The 17,964-nt window shown below is 31.8% G+C and carries 20 protein-coding genes; 17 read left to right on the forward strand and 3 right to left on the reverse strand.

Features of this window, described 5'->3' with window-relative positions:
- The first annotated feature begins 58 nt into the window (after positions 1 to 58).
- Positions 59 to 826: a patatin-like phospholipase family protein gene (locus Q0935_RS02540; protein ID WP_299247224.1), complete on the forward strand. Its 768-nt coding sequence runs from the start codon at positions 59 to 61 to the stop codon at positions 824 to 826.
- A gap of 81 nt (positions 827 to 907) precedes the next feature.
- Here the strand turns inward: Q0935_RS02540 and Q0935_RS02545 are convergent, their stop codons facing one another.
- Complete coding sequence (locus Q0935_RS02545; RefSeq protein ID WP_299382087.1) at positions 908 to 1,108, reverse strand: hypothetical protein; 201 nt, start codon at positions 1,106 to 1,108, stop codon at positions 908 to 910.
- Positions 1,109 to 1,231: 123 nt separating this feature from the next.
- Between Q0935_RS02545 and Q0935_RS02550 the strand changes: the two genes are divergently transcribed.
- Positions 1,232 to 2,059, forward strand: coding sequence for a universal stress protein (locus Q0935_RS02550; RefSeq protein ID WP_299382089.1), 828 nt, complete (start codon positions 1,232 to 1,234; stop codon positions 2,057 to 2,059).
- Between the two features lie 18 nt (positions 2,060 to 2,077).
- Here Q0935_RS02550 and Q0935_RS02555 read toward each other — a convergent pair whose 3' ends face one another.
- On the reverse strand, positions 2,078 to 2,767 hold the full coding sequence (locus Q0935_RS02555) for a Crp/Fnr family transcriptional regulator (RefSeq protein ID WP_299382091.1): 690 nt from the start codon (positions 2,765 to 2,767) through the stop codon (positions 2,078 to 2,080).
- Positions 2,768 to 2,923: 156 nt separating this feature from the next.
- On the opposite strand from Q0935_RS02555, the gene Q0935_RS02560 reads away from it, so the two are divergent.
- The 10 genes from Q0935_RS02560 (at position 2,924) to Q0935_RS02605 (ending at position 12,202) form a co-directional block, all read left to right on the forward strand.
- Entirely contained in the window at positions 2,924 to 5,332 is a 2,409-nt protein-coding gene (locus Q0935_RS02560) for a heavy metal translocating P-type ATPase metal-binding domain-containing protein (RefSeq protein ID WP_299382093.1), read from the forward strand.
- A complete protein-coding gene (locus tag Q0935_RS02565) occupies positions 5,329 to 5,571 on the forward strand; it encodes a hypothetical protein (RefSeq protein WP_299382095.1) in 243 nt (80 codons plus the stop codon). The genes Q0935_RS02560 and Q0935_RS02565 overlap by 4 nt, the downstream gene beginning before the upstream one ends.
- 94 nt (positions 5,572 to 5,665) lie before the next feature.
- Positions 5,666 to 5,881, forward strand: coding sequence for a cbb3-type cytochrome oxidase assembly protein CcoS (ccoS, locus tag Q0935_RS02570; protein WP_299247214.1), 216 nt, complete (start codon positions 5,666 to 5,668; stop codon positions 5,879 to 5,881).
- Positions 5,882 to 5,883: 2 nt separating this feature from the next.
- A complete protein-coding gene (gene ccoN / locus Q0935_RS02575) occupies positions 5,884 to 8,085 on the forward strand; it encodes a cytochrome-c oxidase, cbb3-type subunit I (RefSeq protein WP_299382097.1) in 2,202 nt (733 codons plus the stop codon).
- A 4-nt stretch (positions 8,086 to 8,089) separates the two neighbouring features.
- Positions 8,090 to 8,281, forward strand: coding sequence for a CcoQ/FixQ family Cbb3-type cytochrome c oxidase assembly chaperone (locus Q0935_RS02580; protein ID WP_055436867.1), 192 nt, complete (start codon positions 8,090 to 8,092; stop codon positions 8,279 to 8,281).
- A gap of 2 nt (positions 8,282 to 8,283) precedes the next feature.
- A complete protein-coding gene (locus Q0935_RS02585; protein WP_299382099.1) occupies positions 8,284 to 9,246 on the forward strand; it encodes a cbb3-type cytochrome c oxidase N-terminal domain-containing protein in 963 nt (320 codons plus the stop codon).
- Between the two features lie 40 nt (positions 9,247 to 9,286).
- Positions 9,287 to 10,708 carry a cytochrome c oxidase accessory protein CcoG gene (gene ccoG, locus Q0935_RS02590; protein ID WP_299382100.1) on the forward strand — a complete coding sequence of 474 codons (1,422 nt, stop codon included), beginning with the start codon at positions 9,287 to 9,289 and terminating at the stop codon, positions 10,706 to 10,708.
- A gap of 147 nt (positions 10,709 to 10,855) precedes the next feature.
- Positions 10,856 to 11,302, forward strand: coding sequence for a FixH family protein (locus Q0935_RS02595; protein ID WP_299382102.1), 447 nt, complete (start codon positions 10,856 to 10,858; stop codon positions 11,300 to 11,302).
- Positions 11,302 to 12,009, forward strand: a complete 708-nt coding sequence (locus Q0935_RS02600) for a sulfite exporter TauE/SafE family protein (protein ID WP_299247204.1) — start codon at positions 11,302 to 11,304, stop codon at positions 12,007 to 12,009. Before Q0935_RS02595 ends, Q0935_RS02600 begins: the two co-directional genes overlap by 1 nt.
- 28 nt (positions 12,010 to 12,037) lie before the next feature.
- The gene (locus Q0935_RS02605; RefSeq protein WP_299247202.1) at positions 12,038 to 12,202 is read left to right on the forward strand and encodes a hypothetical protein; all 165 of its coding nucleotides are present in this window, start codon (positions 12,038 to 12,040) and stop codon (positions 12,200 to 12,202) included.
- A 116-nt stretch (positions 12,203 to 12,318) separates the two neighbouring features.
- On the opposite strand, the gene hemN is transcribed toward Q0935_RS02605, so the two are convergent.
- Entirely contained in the window at positions 12,319 to 13,683 is a 1,365-nt protein-coding gene (hemN, locus tag Q0935_RS02610; protein WP_299382104.1) for an oxygen-independent coproporphyrinogen III oxidase, read from the reverse strand.
- 168 nt (positions 13,684 to 13,851) lie between these two features.
- Between hemN and Q0935_RS02615 the strand changes: the two genes are divergently transcribed.
- The 5 genes from Q0935_RS02615 (at position 13,852) to Q0935_RS02635 (ending at position 17,949) form a co-directional block, all read left to right on the forward strand.
- Positions 13,852 to 14,280, forward strand: coding sequence for a DUF2452 domain-containing protein (locus Q0935_RS02615; RefSeq protein ID WP_299382106.1), 429 nt, complete (start codon positions 13,852 to 13,854; stop codon positions 14,278 to 14,280).
- A gap of 32 nt (positions 14,281 to 14,312) precedes the next feature.
- Entirely contained in the window at positions 14,313 to 15,647 is a 1,335-nt protein-coding gene (locus tag Q0935_RS02620; protein WP_299382108.1) for an exonuclease domain-containing protein, read from the forward strand.
- A 90-nt stretch (positions 15,648 to 15,737) separates the two neighbouring features.
- Positions 15,738 to 16,520 (forward strand): DUF3108 domain-containing protein, encoded by a 783-nt coding sequence (locus tag Q0935_RS02625; protein ID WP_299382110.1) that lies wholly within the window; start codon positions 15,738 to 15,740, stop codon positions 16,518 to 16,520.
- Positions 16,521 to 16,526: 6 nt separating this feature from the next.
- Positions 16,527 to 16,856 carry an FUSC family protein gene (locus Q0935_RS02630; protein ID WP_299382112.1) on the forward strand — a complete coding sequence of 110 codons (330 nt, stop codon included), beginning with the start codon at positions 16,527 to 16,529 and terminating at the stop codon, positions 16,854 to 16,856.
- A gap of 55 nt (positions 16,857 to 16,911) precedes the next feature.
- Positions 16,912 to 17,949 (forward strand): M28 family peptidase, encoded by a 1,038-nt coding sequence (locus tag Q0935_RS02635; RefSeq protein WP_299382114.1) that lies wholly within the window; start codon positions 16,912 to 16,914, stop codon positions 17,947 to 17,949.
- Positions 17,950 to 17,964: the final 15 nt, after the last annotated feature.

Genomic DNA, 17,964 nt, shown 5'->3' on the forward strand with positions numbered 1-17,964 from the left:
TTATTATTTTTAGATAATATTATTGTGGTCTGTAATGCGTATTTTTAAATTAAAAAAAATGAATATAGGATTAGTTTTATCTGGCGGTGGCATTAGAGGTGTTGCGCATATAGGTGTATTAAAAGCACTAGAAGAACATAACATTACTGTTTCTCATATTTCTGGAACAAGTGCAGGTGCTATTGTAGGCGGCTTATATGCTGCGGGACATTCATGGCAAGAAATTCTACAATTTTTTAAAAATGTTCCTCTCTTTAATTATAAAAAATATGCAAGTAATAAACCAGGATTTATTGATACTTCTAAATTCCATAAAGAATTAACACCTTATTTTACTGAAGACAATTTTGAGACATTAAAGCTTAAATTATATATTACTGCAACCAATTTAATAACTACAGAATTAAAAACATTTAATACAGGTACACTTATAAAAACTATTCTAGCATCCGCCGCAGTACCTGGCATTTTTTCTCCAGTTTTAATAGAAAATGACACATATGTAGATGGTGGTATATTAAATAACTTTCCTGTAGAACCGTTACAAAATGAGTGTTCTAAAATTATAGGAGTATATGTTAATCCTATACAAGATGTTACAACTAAAGATTTAAAGCACTCTTATCAAGTTTTAAATCGTGCTTACGATATTAGTTTTAACAATCAATCCATGTCCAAATTTAATCTATGCGATTTGGTAGTATACCCAACAAAACTTAAAGAATATGGTTTATTTAGCATAAAAAATATAGATACTATTTTTAATATTGGGTACGAAGAAGCAATAAAAGTGCTTGAGCAAGAGAAACAAAAATTAATAATTTAAATATTAGTAATAAACGTTTTCTAAATATTTAATCATTGCCAAAGATTTTTTTTCCTCTTAAACTGGCATAACAAAAAAGATTTAAAAAACAAACTCAAAGTCAAACCCTAAAGAAATCAATTTTTCTCGAACACCCTCTATTACATTATGTGTAGAAAATTCGAAAATAAACTTATGGTTAATTTTATCTACAACTAGATTAGAAATCCCTTTAGTATTCGCTAGACAATTTTTAATAGAAGAATCATTTTTCGATTCTTTTGATATAACTATGGCTTTCATTTAATGCTAATTTTAAATTGTAAACATATATTTAAAAAAAATATTAAAGGATGACTTTTATCATCTTAAGCAATTAACTCTTATCTTAACTTTGACTAAAAATTAATTTAAAACACTAAAACAATGAAAAAAATACTTGTTCCTGTAGATTTCTCAGAATATTCAGAAAATGCTTTAAAAGTTGCATCAGAAATTGCTAAAAAACAAAATGCAGAAATAGTAGCTGTACATATGCTTGGTCTTAGCGATGCAGTAATTACAAAAGAAGAAGATTCTATGGAAGGAATGTTTTTTTTAAAACTGACTCAAAAACGTTTTGTTGAGTTTTTAGACAAAGATTACTTAGAAGGTATTACTATACACCAAACCGTAAAAAACTATAAAGTTTTTAGCGAAATTGATGATGTTGCAAAAGAACACAATGCAGATCTTATTGTAATGGGATCTCATGGTAGTAGCGGTTTAAGCGAAGTTTTTGTTGGTTCTAATACAGAAAAAGTTGTTAGAACAAGTGCAGTTCCTGTTTTAGTTATTAAAGAAGGGAGTAGCTTTAATGCATCAAAAGCTGTTTTTGCATCAGATTATAAACTAGAAAGTATCAACGTGTTTAATAGAGTAACTTCTATATTTAAATTATTAGATATTGATGTTAAACTACTATATGTAAATCTTCCTGGTGAGTACTATTTAAGTACAAATGAAATAGAGCAACGTATTGCTAATTTTATAATACACCTACATGGAGATGAGAAAATATTACCAGAAGATGTTACAATCTATTCTGATTACTCTGTAGAAAAAGGTGTTTTTAATTATGCAAAAAGAATAAAAGCAGATATAATTGGTATTCCAACTCATGGAAGAAAAGGACTAGCTCATTTTTTCTCTGGTAGTATAAGCGAGGATATTGTAAACCACTCTAAACTTCCTGTACTTACAGTAAAAATATAAAACCTTTATTTAAATATTTTAGAAGCCTTCTATTAAACGATAGAGGGCTTTTTTATTTTCTATTTTTATACGCTTACCGTCTGTAGAAATTAATTTTCCTTTTTTAAAAGTAGATAAAGTTCTTATACAAGCTTCTTTAGCCGTACCAACTACATTAGCAATATCCTCTCTTGTAAGTGTTACAGCAATAAAACCATCGCAATCTGTTCCAAAACTATCTTCTAAGTGTATTATAGTCTCAGCACAACGTTGTTTTACGCTTTTTTGAGCCATATTTACTATAACATTATCAGCAAATTTTAAATCATTAGCAATATTTAATAAAACGGCTTTTGTAAAATCTACATTATTATTTATACTGTCTTGAAGGTGTTGCTTAGGTATGTAACAAACCTCCATATCGCTAAGTGCAACTGCACTTAAATTAGTCCTTTCATCTGTAATCACAGAGCGTTGTCCCAAAACTTCTCCACGAGCAGACATTTTTACTATTTGGTCCTTCCCATTATCACACATCTTAAACAGTTTCGATACGCCACTACGTACACAAAAAACACCATTTAGCTTCTCTCCTTCTTTAAAGATAACTTCTCCTTTTTTAATGTTTTTAGAGACTTTACTATCCGAAATTCTCTTCAACTCATCCTTCTTTAGAGCTTTAAGAGAGTTTAATTCTCGTATTATACAGTTTTCACAACGGTTATGCATTCTGTTTCAGTTTTGAGAGTTAAAGATAACAAAATCATTGCCATCATACCTTATGTTTTCAACTTAAAAAACCGCTGTAAACATGATAAAAGTCATGTTTTTAAGCGTAGCTTTTTAACACCTTTGCAACAGGTATAATGAGCAAATAAAATAATTATGGAAAATTGTTTCCATTGTGGCGACGAGTGCAGGACAACTGTAATCGAGCATCACAATAAATTCTTCTGTTGTAACGGTTGCAAAACTGTATTCGATATTTTAAATGATAACGATCTGTCGTATTATTACGATTTAGAACAAACACCAGGTACTACTCCATTTTTTCAAGAAGGGAAATTCGATTTTCTAGAAAACGAAAAAATAACTGCCCAACTTTTAGAGTTTAACGAGCAAGGCACACAAGTAGTTTCATTATTAATACCTACTATTCATTGTAGTTCTTGTATTTGGGTTTTAGAGAACCTCAACAAATTAAATCAAGCTGTAAAAACATCTCAAGTTAATTTCCCTAAAAAAACGGTTAGAATTACTTTTTCTTCGGAAGAATTAACACTTCAAAATCTAGTTATCCTTTTATCAAAATTAGGTTACGAACCTTATATTTCTTTAGACGATGCTACAAAAAAAAGTTCTAAAGTAGATAGAAGTCTTATCTATAAATTAGGTGTTGCAGGCTTTGCTTTTGGTAACATAATGTTTCTTTCGTTCCCAGAATATTTTGAGGTTAACGAGTTTTGGTTAGATAAGTTTAAACCAATTTTTAGATGGTTAATGTTTGCCTTTGCATTACCAGTTGCTTTTTATTCTGGACGCGATTATTTTGTCTCTGCATATAAAGGTTTACGATCTAAAATTTTAAATATCGATGTTCCAATTGCTATAGGTATTTCGGTATTATTTATTCGCTCTTCAATCGAGATTATATTCGATTTAGGTACTGGTTTTTTCGATAGTATGTCTGGTTTGGTCTTTTTCTTACTTCTAGGGAAATTCTTTCAGCAAAAAACATATGCTTTCCTGTCTTTCGAACGCGATTACAAATCCTATTTTCCAATAGCAGTAACACGATTATTAAAAAACAAGACTTCTAAAACCGAAGAACAAGCACAAGTTTACGAGCTTAAAAAAGGAGATAGATTATTAATTAGAAATGCAGAACTGTTACCTGTAGACGCCATTCTAATTAAAGGAAATGCATTAATAGATTATAGCTTTGTAACTGGAGAAGCAGAACCTATTACTAAACAATCTGGAGAACATTTATTCGCAGGAGGAAGACAACAAGCAGGATCTATTGAAGTCGAAGTTTTAAAACCGGTAGAACAAAGTTACCTTACCCAACTTTGGTCTAACGAGATTTTCAATAAAAACAACCAAAGCAGCTTTCAGTCGTTAACCGATAGTATTAGTAGACGTTTTACATTAAGCCTTTTACTAATAGCTGTAATAGCAACTACTGTATGGCTGTTTATAGATGTATCAATTGCTTTAAATGTTTTTACTGCTGTATTAATTGTTGCTTGTCCTTGTGCAATTGCATTAGCAGCTCCTTTTACTTTAGGGAACTTACTGCGCATTTTTGGACGTAACAAACTGTATATAAAAAATAGTAGTGTAATAGAACAAATGTCGCATATAGACACTGTCGTTTTCGATAAAACAGGAACACTTACTACAAGTACAAAAAACACTATTAGCTACGAAGGCATTACACTTACTAAAGAAGAAGAAGCTTTACTAACAAGTACGCTTAGAGCGTCAAACCATCCATTAAGCAGAGCGTTATATGCTATTTTAGACAAAAATAATATTCAAACTTTAGACGATTTTAAAGAAGATGTTGGTCAAGGTATCACAGGCGTAATTAATAAGCAAAAAATTAAAGTAGGATCATTTAATTATGTAGAAAAAGATGCTAAAATTAAAAATAGCCAAATACAACAACGTACAGCAATTCACATTAGTAAAGACAACGAATACAAAGGTTGCTATGTGTTTTATAATGAATACAGAACTGGAGTAAAAGACGTATTTAATACACTTAGTAAGACTGCTAATATTGTTATTTTATCTGGTGATAATGAAGGTGAAAAAGAACATCTTAAAACCATACTCCCAGAACATGCCACTTTACTTTTTAATCAAAAGCCAGAAGACAAACTAAATTATATTAAACAGCAGCAGCAAAATGGCAAAACCGTTTTAATGGTTGGCGATGGACTTAACGATGCTGGAGCTTTAGCACAAAGTAATGTTGGTATTTCTATATCTGAAAACGTAAACATCTTCTCTCCTGCTTGCGATGGTATTTTAGATGCTTCAAAATTTAAAGACATCACTTCTTTTTTATCGCTTTCGCGGAAAGGCGTTACCATAATAAAATATGCCTTTATTTTTTCATTAGTCTATAATTTAATAGGGCTCGGTTTCGCTGTCACAGGTCATTTAAAACCTGTTGTTGCAGCCATTTTAATGCCTTTAAGTTCAATAAGCATTGTAGTATTTACAACTATCGCCACATATTTTGCTGGTAAACAACTGAATAATAAAACCAATGTATCATGATAAAAGAAACATTACAGTTAACACACAAAATAGCGCAATTAGAAGCTGCTACATTAAGTCAAGAATGTAACGGATGCTCCTTAAAGCGCAATTATATAACTAGAGAGTATAACGATTTACGTACCAAATATGAGTCTATAGAATCCTTATTAAAATCTAATTTCATACAACCAAAAGGATATAATATAGCAGAGATTAAACGCTCAATTTCAATTTTAGGATTGTACGTATTAGTATAGTTTCTTAAAAAAATTAACATTTTTTTCAAAACTGATAAAAGTCATCTTTTTAAAGAATCAACAATAGTAATTTTACAAAATAATTCAGGTAGGTATGAGTATTATATACATGTTATTAGCAATAAGCGTTATTGTTGCGCTCGGTTTTTTTGCAGCTTTCATTTTCTCTGTTAAAAGCGGACAGTTTGACGACACTTATACTCCATCTGTTCGAATGCTTTTTGAAGATGAAGTTATAAAAAGTAAAAGCACGAAACCAAACATAAAAACAACAAAAAAACCAATCATATTTAAAGATCAACTAAAGTAACTATGGAATTACAAAAATTTTATTACGATAATAAGATCGTCAGCAAATTTATCATCGCTACACTACTTTGGGGTATTGTAGGAATGAGTGTAGGCTTACTATTAGCCTTTATGTTTCTATTTCCTAACCTTACAGATGGCATCTCATGGTTAAGTTTTGGTCGTTTACGTCCATTACATACCAATGCGGTAATTTTCGCCTTTGTTGGTAACGCCATTTTTGCTGGTGTCTACTACTCTTCACAACGTTTGTTAAAAGCACGTATGTGGAAAGATTGGTTAAGTAATCTAAATTTCTGGGGATGGCAAGCCATAATTGTTGGTGCAGCGATAACATTACCTTTAGGGTATTCTACATCTAAAGAGTATGCAGAATTAGAGTGGCCTTTCGATATTGCTATTGCATTAATTTGGGTTGCTTTTGGAGCAAACTTAATTGGTACAATTTTAAAAAGAAGACAGCGTCACTTATATGTTGCTATTTGGTTCTATTTGGGAACGTTTGTTACTGTAGCAGTACTTCATATTGTAAACAGTATGGAATTACCTGTAAGTGCTTTTAAAAGTTATTCGGCTTACGCAGGTGTTCAAGATGCCTTAGTACAATGGTGGTACGGACACAATGCGGTAGCGTTTTTCCTTACAACTCCATTTTTAGGATTGATGTATTATTTTGTTCCTAAAGCAGCAAACAGACCAGTTTACTCTTATAGATTATCTATTGTTCACTTTTGGTCTTTAATCTTTATTTACATTTGGGCAGGACCACACCACTTATTATATACAGCACTTCCAGATTGGGCACAAAACTTAGGTGTTGCTTTTTCTATTATGCTATTAGCGCCTTCTTGGGGAGGAATGATAAATGGTTTACTAACCTTACGTGGTGCGTGGGATAAAGTACGTACAGATCCTGTTCTTAAATTTATGGTTGTAGCCATTACAGGTTATGGTATGGCAACTTTTGAAGGTCCAATGCTTTCATTAAAAAATGTTAATGCCGTAGCGCATTTTACAGATTGGATTATTGCACACGTTCACGTTGGTGCTTTAGCATGGAATGGATTCTTAACTTTTGGTATGATCTATTGGATGGTGCCTAAGTTATTTAAAACAAAACTATGGTCTACAGCATTAGCTAACGTTCACTTTTGGGTTGGTACTTTAGGTATTATATTATACGCATTACCGCTATACGTAGCAGGATTTGTACAATGGTCTATGTGGCAACAGTTTAACCCAGATGGCACATTAACTTACGGTAACTTCTTAGAAACTGTAACTCAAATTATGCCAATGTATTGGATGCGTGCTATTGGAGGAACCTTATTTATTACAGGTGCTTTAATTGGTGTGTTTAATGTTATCATGACTGCGCGTTCTGGTAGCAAAGTAACAGATGAATTAGCAGAATCCGCACCATTACAAAAAGTAACTAAAAAACGTACTAGTAAAGAGGGTTACCATACTTGGTTAGAAAGAAGACCAGTAAAACTTACCATCTTCGCTACCATAGCAATATTAATTGGTGGAGCAGTACAAATTATACCATCACTATTGGTAGACGATTACATACCCGTAATTTCTAGTGTAAAACCTTATACGGCTTTAGAATTAGAAGGTAGAGATATTTACATAAGAGAAGGTTGTGTTGGGTGTCACACTCAAATGATACGTCCATTTAGACACGAGGTAGAACGTTATGGAGAATACTCTAAAGCAGGAGAATATGTTTACGATCACCCATTCCTTTGGGGAAGTAAACGTACCGGACCAGATTTACATCGAATAGGTGGAAAATATAGTGACAACTGGCATTTAAGTCATTTCTACGATCCACAAAGTGTATCAGAAGGTTCTATTATGCCATCATACAAATGGTTAATTAAAAATGAACTTGATAAAGGTTTAACTGAAACTAAAATGGAAGCTATGGTAACTTTAGGTGTGCCTTATACCGATGAAGAAATAGCCAATGCTCAAGATGCTATGGATAAGCAAGGTACCAAAATTGAAAAAAATCTATACAACGATCCAGATTTTGCTAAAACATACGAAGCAGATAAAAAATATGCTAAGGAAAATGGCGAAGCGTTTATAGAAATGCGTAATCGTGAAGTTGTTGCAGTAATAGCTTACTTACAACGTTTAGGTACAGATATAAAAATTAAAAATGCAGACAACTCTGCCCTAAATAAAAACTAAAGCCATGTTAAAATTTATAAAAGGTAATTTAGAACAAATAGAAGGCGTAGAAATATATCCAATTATATCTCTTTTAATATTCTTCCTCTTTTTTGCAGGTTTATTCTTTTGGGTATTTACTGCCAAAAAAGCACACATTACAGAGGTTAGCAATATTCCTTTAGAAGACGATACTATTAATACCAATAACGAGTAATTATGAGAAGTACAGCATCATTATTAAGACTCTTATTCTTTTTTATACTAGCTATAATATTAATGGAATGGGTCTACACCGGAGACGAATGGGCAATGTTTACCCAACCCATATTTTGGGCAATTATAGGTACAGCAATGCTATTTGCTATGGCTTTCGAAATTTGTGTTGAAGGCTTAAGATATGTTTTATTTAAAACATTAAGCGAAGAGCAACAAGCCAATTATTTAGCTAAAGAAGCCCTAAGGAAAGAGAATCAATTTAAATGGATACAAGACGCCTACACAAAATCTTTAGGTTCTAAAGCCATTGAACAAGAACATGAAATTATCTTAGATCATGATTACGATGGTATTAAAGAATTAGATAACGATTTACCACCATGGTGGAAATACTTATTCTATATCTCAATTGTTTTTGCCGTTGTGTATTGGACACGTTTTGAAATTATTGGTGATTATGATCAAGCCGAAGAATATGAAATGGCTGTAGCCGAAGCTAAAATTGAAATTGCAGAATGGAAAAAAACAGCTAAAGATTTAGTAGATGTAAATTCTGTAGTATTACTTACAGAAGCTGCAGATTTACAAGCTGGTGGAAAAATATTTTCAAATAACTGTATTGCTTGTCATAAAGCAGATGGTGGTGGTGGTATTGGTCCAAACCTTACAGACAAACACTGGATTTTAGGTGGTGGCATTAAAGATGTTTTTAGAACTATTTCTGAAGGTGGACGTGCTGGAAAAGGAATGATTTCTTGGAAATCTGATCTTAAACCAGCAGAAATGGCGCAAGTAGCAAGTTATGTATTATCATTTCAAGGTACAACACCTGCCGAGCCTAAAGCGCCTGAAGGTGATATTTGGAACGATCCTAATGCTCCAGAACAAACAACAGAAACAACCGAAACAATACAAGAAGTAACTTCGGACTCTACAGCAGTAGAAAATACTATAATTAAATAGTTTATAGTTCGCTTTCGCGGAAGCAAAAAACAATATTGAAATGGCAGAACAAGGTCAAGAAAATTTTAGAGACACAATAGGCACGCTTAACAAAGAAGGCAAGCGTGCTTGGGTGTTTCCTAAGAAGCCGGATGGTAAATGGTATACTTATAGAAAATATGTAAGCTATATTTTATTGGCTTTCTTACTATCTGCTCCATTTATTAAAGTTAATGGCAATCAGTTTTTAATGTTCAATGTATTAGAACGTCGTTTTAATATTTTCGGATTTCCGTTTTGGCCGCAAGATTTTCATTTGTTTGTAATAATGATGATTATTGGTTTGGTGTTTATCATCCTATTCACCGTTGCCTTCGGACGTATTTTTTGTGGGTGGATTTGTCCGCAAACTATTTTCCTTGAAATGGTTTTTAGACGTATAGAATATTGGATAGATGGCGATAGAGGAAAGCAAATTCGTTTAGATAAAATGCCTTGGAATGCCGAGAAAATAAAAAAGAGAGTACTTAAATGGATTATCTTTTTTATCATCTCTTTTATTATAGCCAATGTATTTTTAGCCTATTTAATTGGTAGCGATCAATTAATCCGTTATATCTCTGAAGGGCCACTAAATAACATAAGTACACTAATTTCTTTATTAATTTTTACTAGTGTTTTCTATTTTATTTTCGCCTGGTTTAGAGAGCAAGTATGTATTATTGCTTGTCCTTACGGAAGGTTACAAGGTGTATTACTTGATAATAAATCTATTATTGTTGCTTACGACCATAAGCGTGGCGAAAAAGAAGCTGGTCGTGCAAAGTTTAAGAAAAATGAAGACAGACCAACTACTGGTAAAGGAGATTGTATAGATTGTTTTCAATGTGTACATGTTTGCCCAACAGGAATTGATATAAGAAATGGAACGCAATTAGAGTGTGTAAACTGTACTGCCTGTATTGATGCTTGCGACCACATGATGGAAAGCGTAAACTTACAGAAAGGGCTTATTAGATACACCAGTGAAGATGAAATTGAAAAAGAAGAAAAATTCAAATTTACACCACGTTTAAAAGGTTATACTGCTGTTTTAGGAATATTAATTGCTGTACTTATTGGAATGCTTTTTTTACGTAATGATGTTGAGGCAACTATTTTAAGATTACCAGGACAATTATACGAACACAAAGCCGATAATATTATTAGTAATGTTTACACTTTTAAATTAGTAAACAAAACGGTAAACGATATTGAAGACATTTCTTTTAAACTATTATCGCACAAAGGAACTGTTAATTTGGTTTCTCACGACGGTTTTAAAGTTGATGGACAAGGTCTTGCTGAAGGCACACTTTTTATAGAATTAAATGCTAGTGCATTAAAAGGTGATAAAGATAGAGTTGAAATTGGTATTTATAGTGGAGACCAATTAATTGAAACTACTACAACAGCCTTTTTAGGACCAAGAAGTTATAAGTAAACAAATATAATGATGAGGTCCTTACTCTAGTAAAAATGCCCGCGTGAAGGATGGCAGTGGAAATCCCACAGCGAGGCACGAGCGAGGAATTGAAACGTACAGCCTGACCCTTGTGGTCACGCCAAAATATTATAAAATAAAAGAGTTATGAAATGGAATTGGGGAAATAGTTTGGTTGTTGTTATGGCTGCTTTTATGAGCTTTATACTCTATTTTGTATATCTAATGAGTACTACAGAATCTTTTAGTCATGATTTAGTTACTGAGGATTATTATGCTAAAGAAATGCTGTATCAAGATGAAATTGATGCCGAAACGAATACAAACAATTTAACAGAGAGATTTGTAAGTAAAAGAACAGATAATGGTTGGCTATTGGTGTTTCCAAAGGAGCTTGAACTATCTAAAATAAAAGGAAAAGTGTTCCTATACAGACCGTCTAATGAAACGTTGGATTTTAACCTAGAGTTAAATCTAACTTCTTCACATTTGCTCATACCTGACAATAAGATGTTAGGCGGTCGTTGGAACATTACTATCGATTTTATGTACGAAGGTACACCATATTTATATAAAGAACAGATAACGTATTAATGTTAATTTCGGCAATTATATTTGGCTTATTAGGAAGTTTCCACTGTGTTGGCATGTGTGGACCTATTGCCTTTTTATTGCCTTTAGATCGTGAAAACAAAACCAAACGTATTCTACAATTATTAAGCTATCATGCTGGTCGTATTTTAACGTATAGCATCTTAGGTCTTATTTTTGGTGCTGTTGGTAAAAGCTTAAATTTATTTGGTTTACAACAACAACTCTCTATTGGTATTGGTGCGTTAATGATTATTACCATATTAATACCTACCAAATTATTTAATAGGTATAACTTTTCTAAACCTATTTATAAGCTTGTTGGTAAAGTGAAAAGTAAAATGGGAGCCAATTTAAAAAAGAAGAAACCCAGTACATTTTTTACTATTGGGTATCTTAATGGTTTATTGCCTTGCGGACTTGTTTACATGGCCATTTTTGGTGCTTTAGCAACCGGAAGTTATTGGGAAGGTAGTATGTACATGGCCTTATTTGGTTTAGGAACTGTACCACTTATGACTACTGCAATTTACCTTGGTAATTTTCTTACTAAAACCGTAAAACAACGCGTTTTAAAACTGATTCCAGCCTTTGTAGTTATTGTTGGTTTACTGTTTATTGTAAGAGGTTTAGGCTTAGGGATTCCTTATTTATCGCCTTCTAATATGGTTACTGTAGAGCAGGTAAATTCTCAATATAATTGTCACTAAAAAATTAATAATTTAAAATATAACACTAATGGAAAGTTTAATAATACTTATAGTTAATTGGACAATGGGAGCTGTTTTTATTGGCTTTTTTCTTCTTGTATGCCTAGTATTATCTCTTATTGTCTACAATATGGCTAGAAGCGGTAAAAAGAAAAGCGACACCTCTAACGATGAGACTTCCACTGAGCTTTAGTAATTTTACAATTACTAAAACAGCTACAGTATATTTATCACTAAAACATTTTAAACAAAAAAAGGAAAGCTATTATGGCTTTCCTTTTTTATTTAACTCTTCTCTTCTATTCTATTTTAAATAGTCATAGAAAATACTTGTGTTTCTGGTTTGTTTCGTTGCAAACGTCTATCGAATGGTAAGCAAACGTTTCTAACAAATGGTCTCCCTTTTTCTGTAACACGTATTGTTTTAGAATCGATTTCTATTAAACCATCGCTTTCTAGTTCCTTTAATTTAATAAGCACATCTGGAAGCTCGTTAAACATTAATGCTTCGGTTTTCCAAGAGGTTTCGAACTTACACATTAAGTTAAGTATGTGTTTACGTATTATTAAATCTTCTTCATTTAAAATATGTCCTCTAAAAACAGGAATTATACCTTGGTTAACCAGCGCTTTGTAACTTTCGATGCCTTTATCGTTTTGTGCAAAACCATACCAACTATCGCTAATTGCAGATGCGCCTAAACCAATCATTACTTTAGTATTGGTTACAGTATAGCCCATAAAATTACGATGTAGTTTTTGGTTTTCGTGCGCTTTGTAAAGAGAATCTGTTGGTAAAGAAAAGTGATCCATACCTATTTCAAAATAACCAGCTTCAAGTAACATTTCTTTACCTTTTTCGTATTGTAAACGTTTTTGAGTTGCAGTAGGCAAATCTTGATCGTTATAACCACGTTGTCCGTTTCCTTTAATCCATGGCACATGTGCATAACTGTAAAATGCGATACGTTCTGGTTTTAGGGTAATTGTTTTATTAATGGTATTCTCAACATCTTCAACCGTTTGAAACGGTAAACCAAAAATAATATCATGTCCTACAGATGTAAAACCTTCTGCTCTTGAAGCTTCTGTAACTTGCTTTACATTCTCGAAAGGTTGAATTCTATTTATTGCTTTTTGTACTTTTAAATTATAATCTTGAACACCATAACTTACACGTTTAAAATTATAGTCTGCAAACATTTTTAAATGTGCTTCGGTTGTGTTATTCGGGTGTCCTTCGAAACTTAACTCGCAATCTTCACTAAATTTCCCAATTGAGTTTAATGCGTTTAATAATGTTTTTATGTTTTCAGGTTTAAAAAAAGTTGGCGTTCCTCCACCAATATGCAATTCTTTAACGTTAGGCGTCTTGCCAAGAAAACTTCTATAAAGTCTAAATTCTTCGATTAAAGATTCTATGTATGGCACTTCTACTCCATGGTTTTTTGTTATGCGTTTATGGCAACCACAAAAAGTACACATACTCTCGCAAAAAGGAAGGTGAATGTATAAGCTTACGCCATCGGTATCGTTACTTTCGTCAAAGCTTTTTTTAAGAGATGCTTTCCATAATTTTAAGGAAAACGAATCATTATCCCAATAAGGAACTGTTGGGTAACTAGTATACCTTGGTCCTGCTACGTTGTATTTTGCTATTAAAGAAGTATTCATTTTTATAAACTATTTTAAAGCAAATTTATATTGAAATACATGGTTAAAAGATGATAAATATCACCTGAAGACAAATCTGATCTTAAAATGAAGAAAATTAGCAACTCTTAATATATTTCATTCCAAAATTTTAAACTGTTATCTTTACAGAGCTAAAAAAAGAAAAAAATGCCTGACGCAAAAAAACCAGATAACGTTGTATTTAATAAAGAAAAACAGCAATACGATGCTGCTTTAAAACCTTATGGTACAAATGTTGGAGCTCCCGCTATTAAAGTAACAGAAAATATTACTTGGAAAAACAAAAACGTTAACAAAGCCAATAAACAACTTAAAGCTAAATATTTAGAGCTTAAAGCCGAATACGATAAAATGATTGAAGAACTGGAATACAATAACTTGGTATATAATGCTAAGTTTAGTTTTCAGCCAGATCTTGGAGAGGTTTATCATTTATACAAAGACAAAAAAGGACAACCGTTTCTATCTATAATCTCACCAAACGAATGTAATTTCGATTTTGTGGGTAGCTTCTACCTAACATCAGAACACATGTGGAAGAAAGTAGATGAAACAACATCGAATAAACTACAATAACAACTACTAATTTTCAGTTTAAAAATAACGCATTGCAATACACTATAATAGACGTTGAAACCTCAGGAAGAACTAACAGAATTACCGAAATTTCGGTGTTTAAATACGATGGCGATGCTATTGTAGACGAATTTACTTCGTTAGTTAACCCAAACTGTTACATACCAGACCACATTACCGCATTAACAGGAATAGATAATAATACTGTAAAAGATGCTCCAGAATTTCACGAAGTTGCACAACAGGTTATAGATATTACTGAAGGTACTACTTTTGTAGCTCACAATGTAAATTTCGATTATAACGTAATTAGAAACGAGTTTAAAGCTATAAATATAGACTTTACAAGAAAAAAACTCTGTACTATTCGCTTAAGTAGAAAATTATTACCTGGACATAAAAGTTATAGTTTAGGAAAACTTTGTAAAGATTTAGACATAAATATAAACGGACGACATAGAGCAAGAGGTGATGCAGAAGCTACGGTTATTCTTTTTAAAATATTACAATCTCAAGAAAATGCAGAAGCTGTTTTTTCTGAATTTTTAAATAAGAAAAGTAAAGAAGCCACCTTACCTCCTAATCTACCTAAAGAAACTTTTAATGCCTTACCAAATGCTACAGGCATTTATAAACTAAAAAATAAGAAAGGTGAAATTATTTATGTTGGTAAATCTAAAGATATAAAAAAGAGAGTGCTTAGTCATTTCCACAGTAAAACCCAAAAAGCTTTAGATATGGTTAGGGAAACTGCAGATATCGATTTTGAGTTATCTGGTAGCGAACTTATTGCTTTACTAATGGAAGATGCGGCAATTAAACATCATTTTCCTGAATATAATAAAGTCTCTAAACGTGCGCCTAAAGGTTTTTCGCTCTTTAGCTACCAAGATAGAAACGATGTTATGCATATTGCTATTAATAATAGTAAAGCAACACCAAACCCAATAATTACATTTTATAGTTTAAGAGACGCTCGATTGTTTTTAGAACGTGTTTGCGAACAATTTAACTTGTGCCCTAAGTTTTGTCATTTACAAGAAGGTGTAGACGAATGCTCTCACTACATATTAAAAACATGTAAAGGTATTTGTAAAGGGAATGAAGACATTTCAGATTACAATGAGCGTGTTACCAATGCCATTTGCCAAATAGTTAACGACAGCCAAGATATTGTTATAAAAGAAAAAGGCAGGTATGATTATGAAGACGCTTTTGTAATGGTTAAAAATGGTGCTTATTTAGGTTATGGTTTTATAGATAAAAACGAACAAATTATACACGATCACGAACTAGAGCCTTTTTTAATAAAACAAAAAGACAATAGCGACGTACAAAGTATTTTAAGAAGTCTACTTTTAAAATAGAAGTAAAAAAATATTAAATAAAAGCTAAACACAATAATTTAGGCACAGTTCGTGTTTACATTATCTATATTTGAAACTTAAATAATATTTATGAAACATTTTTTTATACTCTTAGCACTTAGTTTTTCTGTATTAACAAGCGCTCAAAACAATGCATTTAAAGGAGGTGAAAACCTTACTTTTACTGCTGGTTATAGCATGTCTGGATTAATGACGGATTTTGCAGAAGTAACAATGGCAACAAGTGATGTAAAAACAAAAAGCGGAACCTTATTACGCTTAAAAACTAAAGCAACTACCTATAGTAAATGGGATAATTTTTTTAAAATTAGAGATCTTTACGAGAGTTATGTTAATCCAAAAACATTAACACCATATTTATACAAGCGCGATATTAACGAAGGCGGACATTATAAATTTGTTAAATACAACTTTAACCATAAAACAAGAACTGTAAAAAGTTTAATTAGAAAAAAAAGTAAAAACTTTGCTTCTGGTTTTTGGGATAAAAACGAAACAGTAAAAATTAGTAGTGGTACTAAAGATATTGTAACAACTATTTACCATTTAAGAACTTTAGACATTAAAAAAGCTAGTGTTGGAGATAGTGATACTTTTCAAGTATTGTTTGACAATAAAGAGATGAGATTTAGGTTTACTTATGCTGCAAAAGAGACTATTAACACTGCATTAGGTAAAAAAGAATGTTATAAATTACGTATCAACCTTATCAACAATAATGCTTTAAAAGGGAACGATAATTTTGTTTGGTTAACTGCAGACGAAAATAAAATTCCTGTTTATGCTAAATTTAAAGTAGCAATAGGCAGTGGAGAATTAAAAATTAAAAGCGCAACAGGTTTAAAAAATTAAAAAATTATGAGATTACTATTTATTATTTTAGGATTAATAAGCGCCATTTTTGCAGTTATTTTATCGGTTTTACCTTTATCTAACTTTGCTTATTTTCCAGCAATCGCAGCATTAATATTTGGAATAATAGCATTTATTAAAACGCGTGAGACAAACAAACCTAAACACACCATTCAACTTATATTCTTATTAACCATCATTTCTTTAGCATTAACGACTTACAAATCTGTTACTGCAACTACAGAAGTTGGAGATACAGAACAACTTGAACAACGTGCTCAAGACTCTGAGGAAGATGCAATTGAGGAATTGAATGATATTGATATTTCTGAATAATTTCTAAATACTTGTAAGAATTTATCTATATATTTGATATACAAATTTATTTAAAATGAAATTCTTACTTATAGTTTCTGCGTTTGCAATCGTTGGTTCATGCGCAGAAACTAAATATAGCACTAAAATTGAAAATTTAGAAAACAGTGTTAAAATAAAAGACAGTGAACTTATTATAGAATATTCAAATTCTATAACTGCTACCGATTTAAAAAGTAGATTAGCAGTATTTGCTTCTGAAGAATTTCAAGGTCGTGGTACCGGAAAAGAAGGTCAGAAAAAAGCAACCGATTATCTAAAAAAATTCTATAAATCGAAAGCTATTGCACCTGCAGTTAACGATTCTACTTATTACCAAACTATACCCGCAGATTTTTTACCAGAAGGAATTGGCACGTCTGAGAACGTGTTAGCTTATATAAAAGGTAGCGAGAAACCAGAAGAAGTCTTAATTATATCTGGACATTTAGACCATCTAGGTGTCGAAAATGACAGTATTCATTTTGGTGCAGACGATAATGGCTCTGGGTCTATGGCTATAACAGAAATTGCTGAAGCTTTTAAACTTGCAGAACTACAAGGTCACTCACCTAAAAGAAGCATTTTATTTTTACATCTTACCGCCGAAGAAATAGGATTACAAGGTTCTAAGTTTTATGTAGAAAATCCTATTTTCGAATTAAACAAAACCATTGCAAACCTTAATATAGATATGATTGGGCGTGTTGACGAAAGACACGAAAACAACCCAAATTACATTTACATAATTGGAGCAGATAGAATTAGTAAAGAATTACAATACATTTCTTCTAAAACAAACGAGGCATTCACTAATTTAGAATTAGATTATAAATATAATGCTGAGAACGATAGAAATAGATATTATTATAGAAGTGACCATTACAATTTTGCAAAACAAAATATTCCTGTAATTTTTTACTTTAATGGAGAGCATCAAGATTACCACAAACCTACTGATACTCATGAAAAAATAAACTATCCGTTATTGGCTAAACGCACAAAACTAATTTTTGCAACAGCATGGCAATTGGCTAATAGAACTCATTTTTTAACCCATAATGAGGAGATTTAAAGCTGTTAAAAAAAA

Origin of the sequence: uncultured Lacinutrix sp. (assembly GCF_947500605.1) — a bacterium.
Classification (GTDB): Bacteria; Bacteroidota; Bacteroidia; order Flavobacteriales; family Flavobacteriaceae; genus Lacinutrix.

Coding starts and splice junctions, on each gene's coding strand:
- Q0935_RS02550 (WP_299382089.1), top strand. CDS start 1,232: ATGAAAAAAATACTTGTTCCTGTAGATTTCTCAGAATATTCAGAAAAT.
- Q0935_RS02605 (WP_299247202.1), top strand. CDS start 12,038: ATGGAAAGTTTAATAATACTTATAGTTAATTGGACAATGGGAGCTGTT.
- Q0935_RS02635 (WP_299382114.1), top strand. CDS start 16,912: ATGAAATTCTTACTTATAGTTTCTGCGTTTGCAATCGTTGGTTCATGC.
- Q0935_RS02580 (WP_055436867.1), top strand. CDS start 8,090: ATGTTAAAATTTATAAAAGGTAATTTAGAACAAATAGAAGGCGTAGAA.
- Q0935_RS02555 (WP_299382091.1), bottom strand. CDS start 2,767: ATGCATAACCGTTGTGAAAACTGTATAATACGAGAATTAAACTCTCTT.
- Q0935_RS02585 (WP_299382099.1), top strand. CDS start 8,284: ATGAGAAGTACAGCATCATTATTAAGACTCTTATTCTTTTTTATACTA.
- Q0935_RS02540 (WP_299247224.1), top strand. CDS start 59: ATGAATATAGGATTAGTTTTATCTGGCGGTGGCATTAGAGGTGTTGCG.
- Q0935_RS02600 (WP_299247204.1), top strand. CDS start 11,302: ATGTTAATTTCGGCAATTATATTTGGCTTATTAGGAAGTTTCCACTGT.
- Q0935_RS02560 (WP_299382093.1), top strand. CDS start 2,924: ATGGAAAATTGTTTCCATTGTGGCGACGAGTGCAGGACAACTGTAATC.
- ccoS (WP_299247214.1), top strand. CDS start 5,666: ATGAGTATTATATACATGTTATTAGCAATAAGCGTTATTGTTGCGCTC.
- Q0935_RS02595 (WP_299382102.1), top strand. CDS start 10,856: ATGAAATGGAATTGGGGAAATAGTTTGGTTGTTGTTATGGCTGCTTTT.
- Q0935_RS02625 (WP_299382110.1), top strand. CDS start 15,738: ATGAAACATTTTTTTATACTCTTAGCACTTAGTTTTTCTGTATTAACA.
- ccoN (WP_299382097.1), top strand. CDS start 5,884: ATGGAATTACAAAAATTTTATTACGATAATAAGATCGTCAGCAAATTT.
- Q0935_RS02630 (WP_299382112.1), top strand. CDS start 16,527: ATGAGATTACTATTTATTATTTTAGGATTAATAAGCGCCATTTTTGCA.
- hemN (WP_299382104.1), bottom strand. CDS start 13,683: ATGAATACTTCTTTAATAGCAAAATACAACGTAGCAGGACCAAGGTAT.
- Q0935_RS02565 (WP_299382095.1), top strand. CDS start 5,329: ATGATAAAAGAAACATTACAGTTAACACACAAAATAGCGCAATTAGAA.
- Q0935_RS02615 (WP_299382106.1), top strand. CDS start 13,852: ATGCCTGACGCAAAAAAACCAGATAACGTTGTATTTAATAAAGAAAAA.
- ccoG (WP_299382100.1), top strand. CDS start 9,287: ATGGCAGAACAAGGTCAAGAAAATTTTAGAGACACAATAGGCACGCTT.
- Q0935_RS02545 (WP_299382087.1), bottom strand. CDS start 1,108: ATGAAAGCCATAGTTATATCAAAAGAATCGAAAAATGATTCTTCTATT.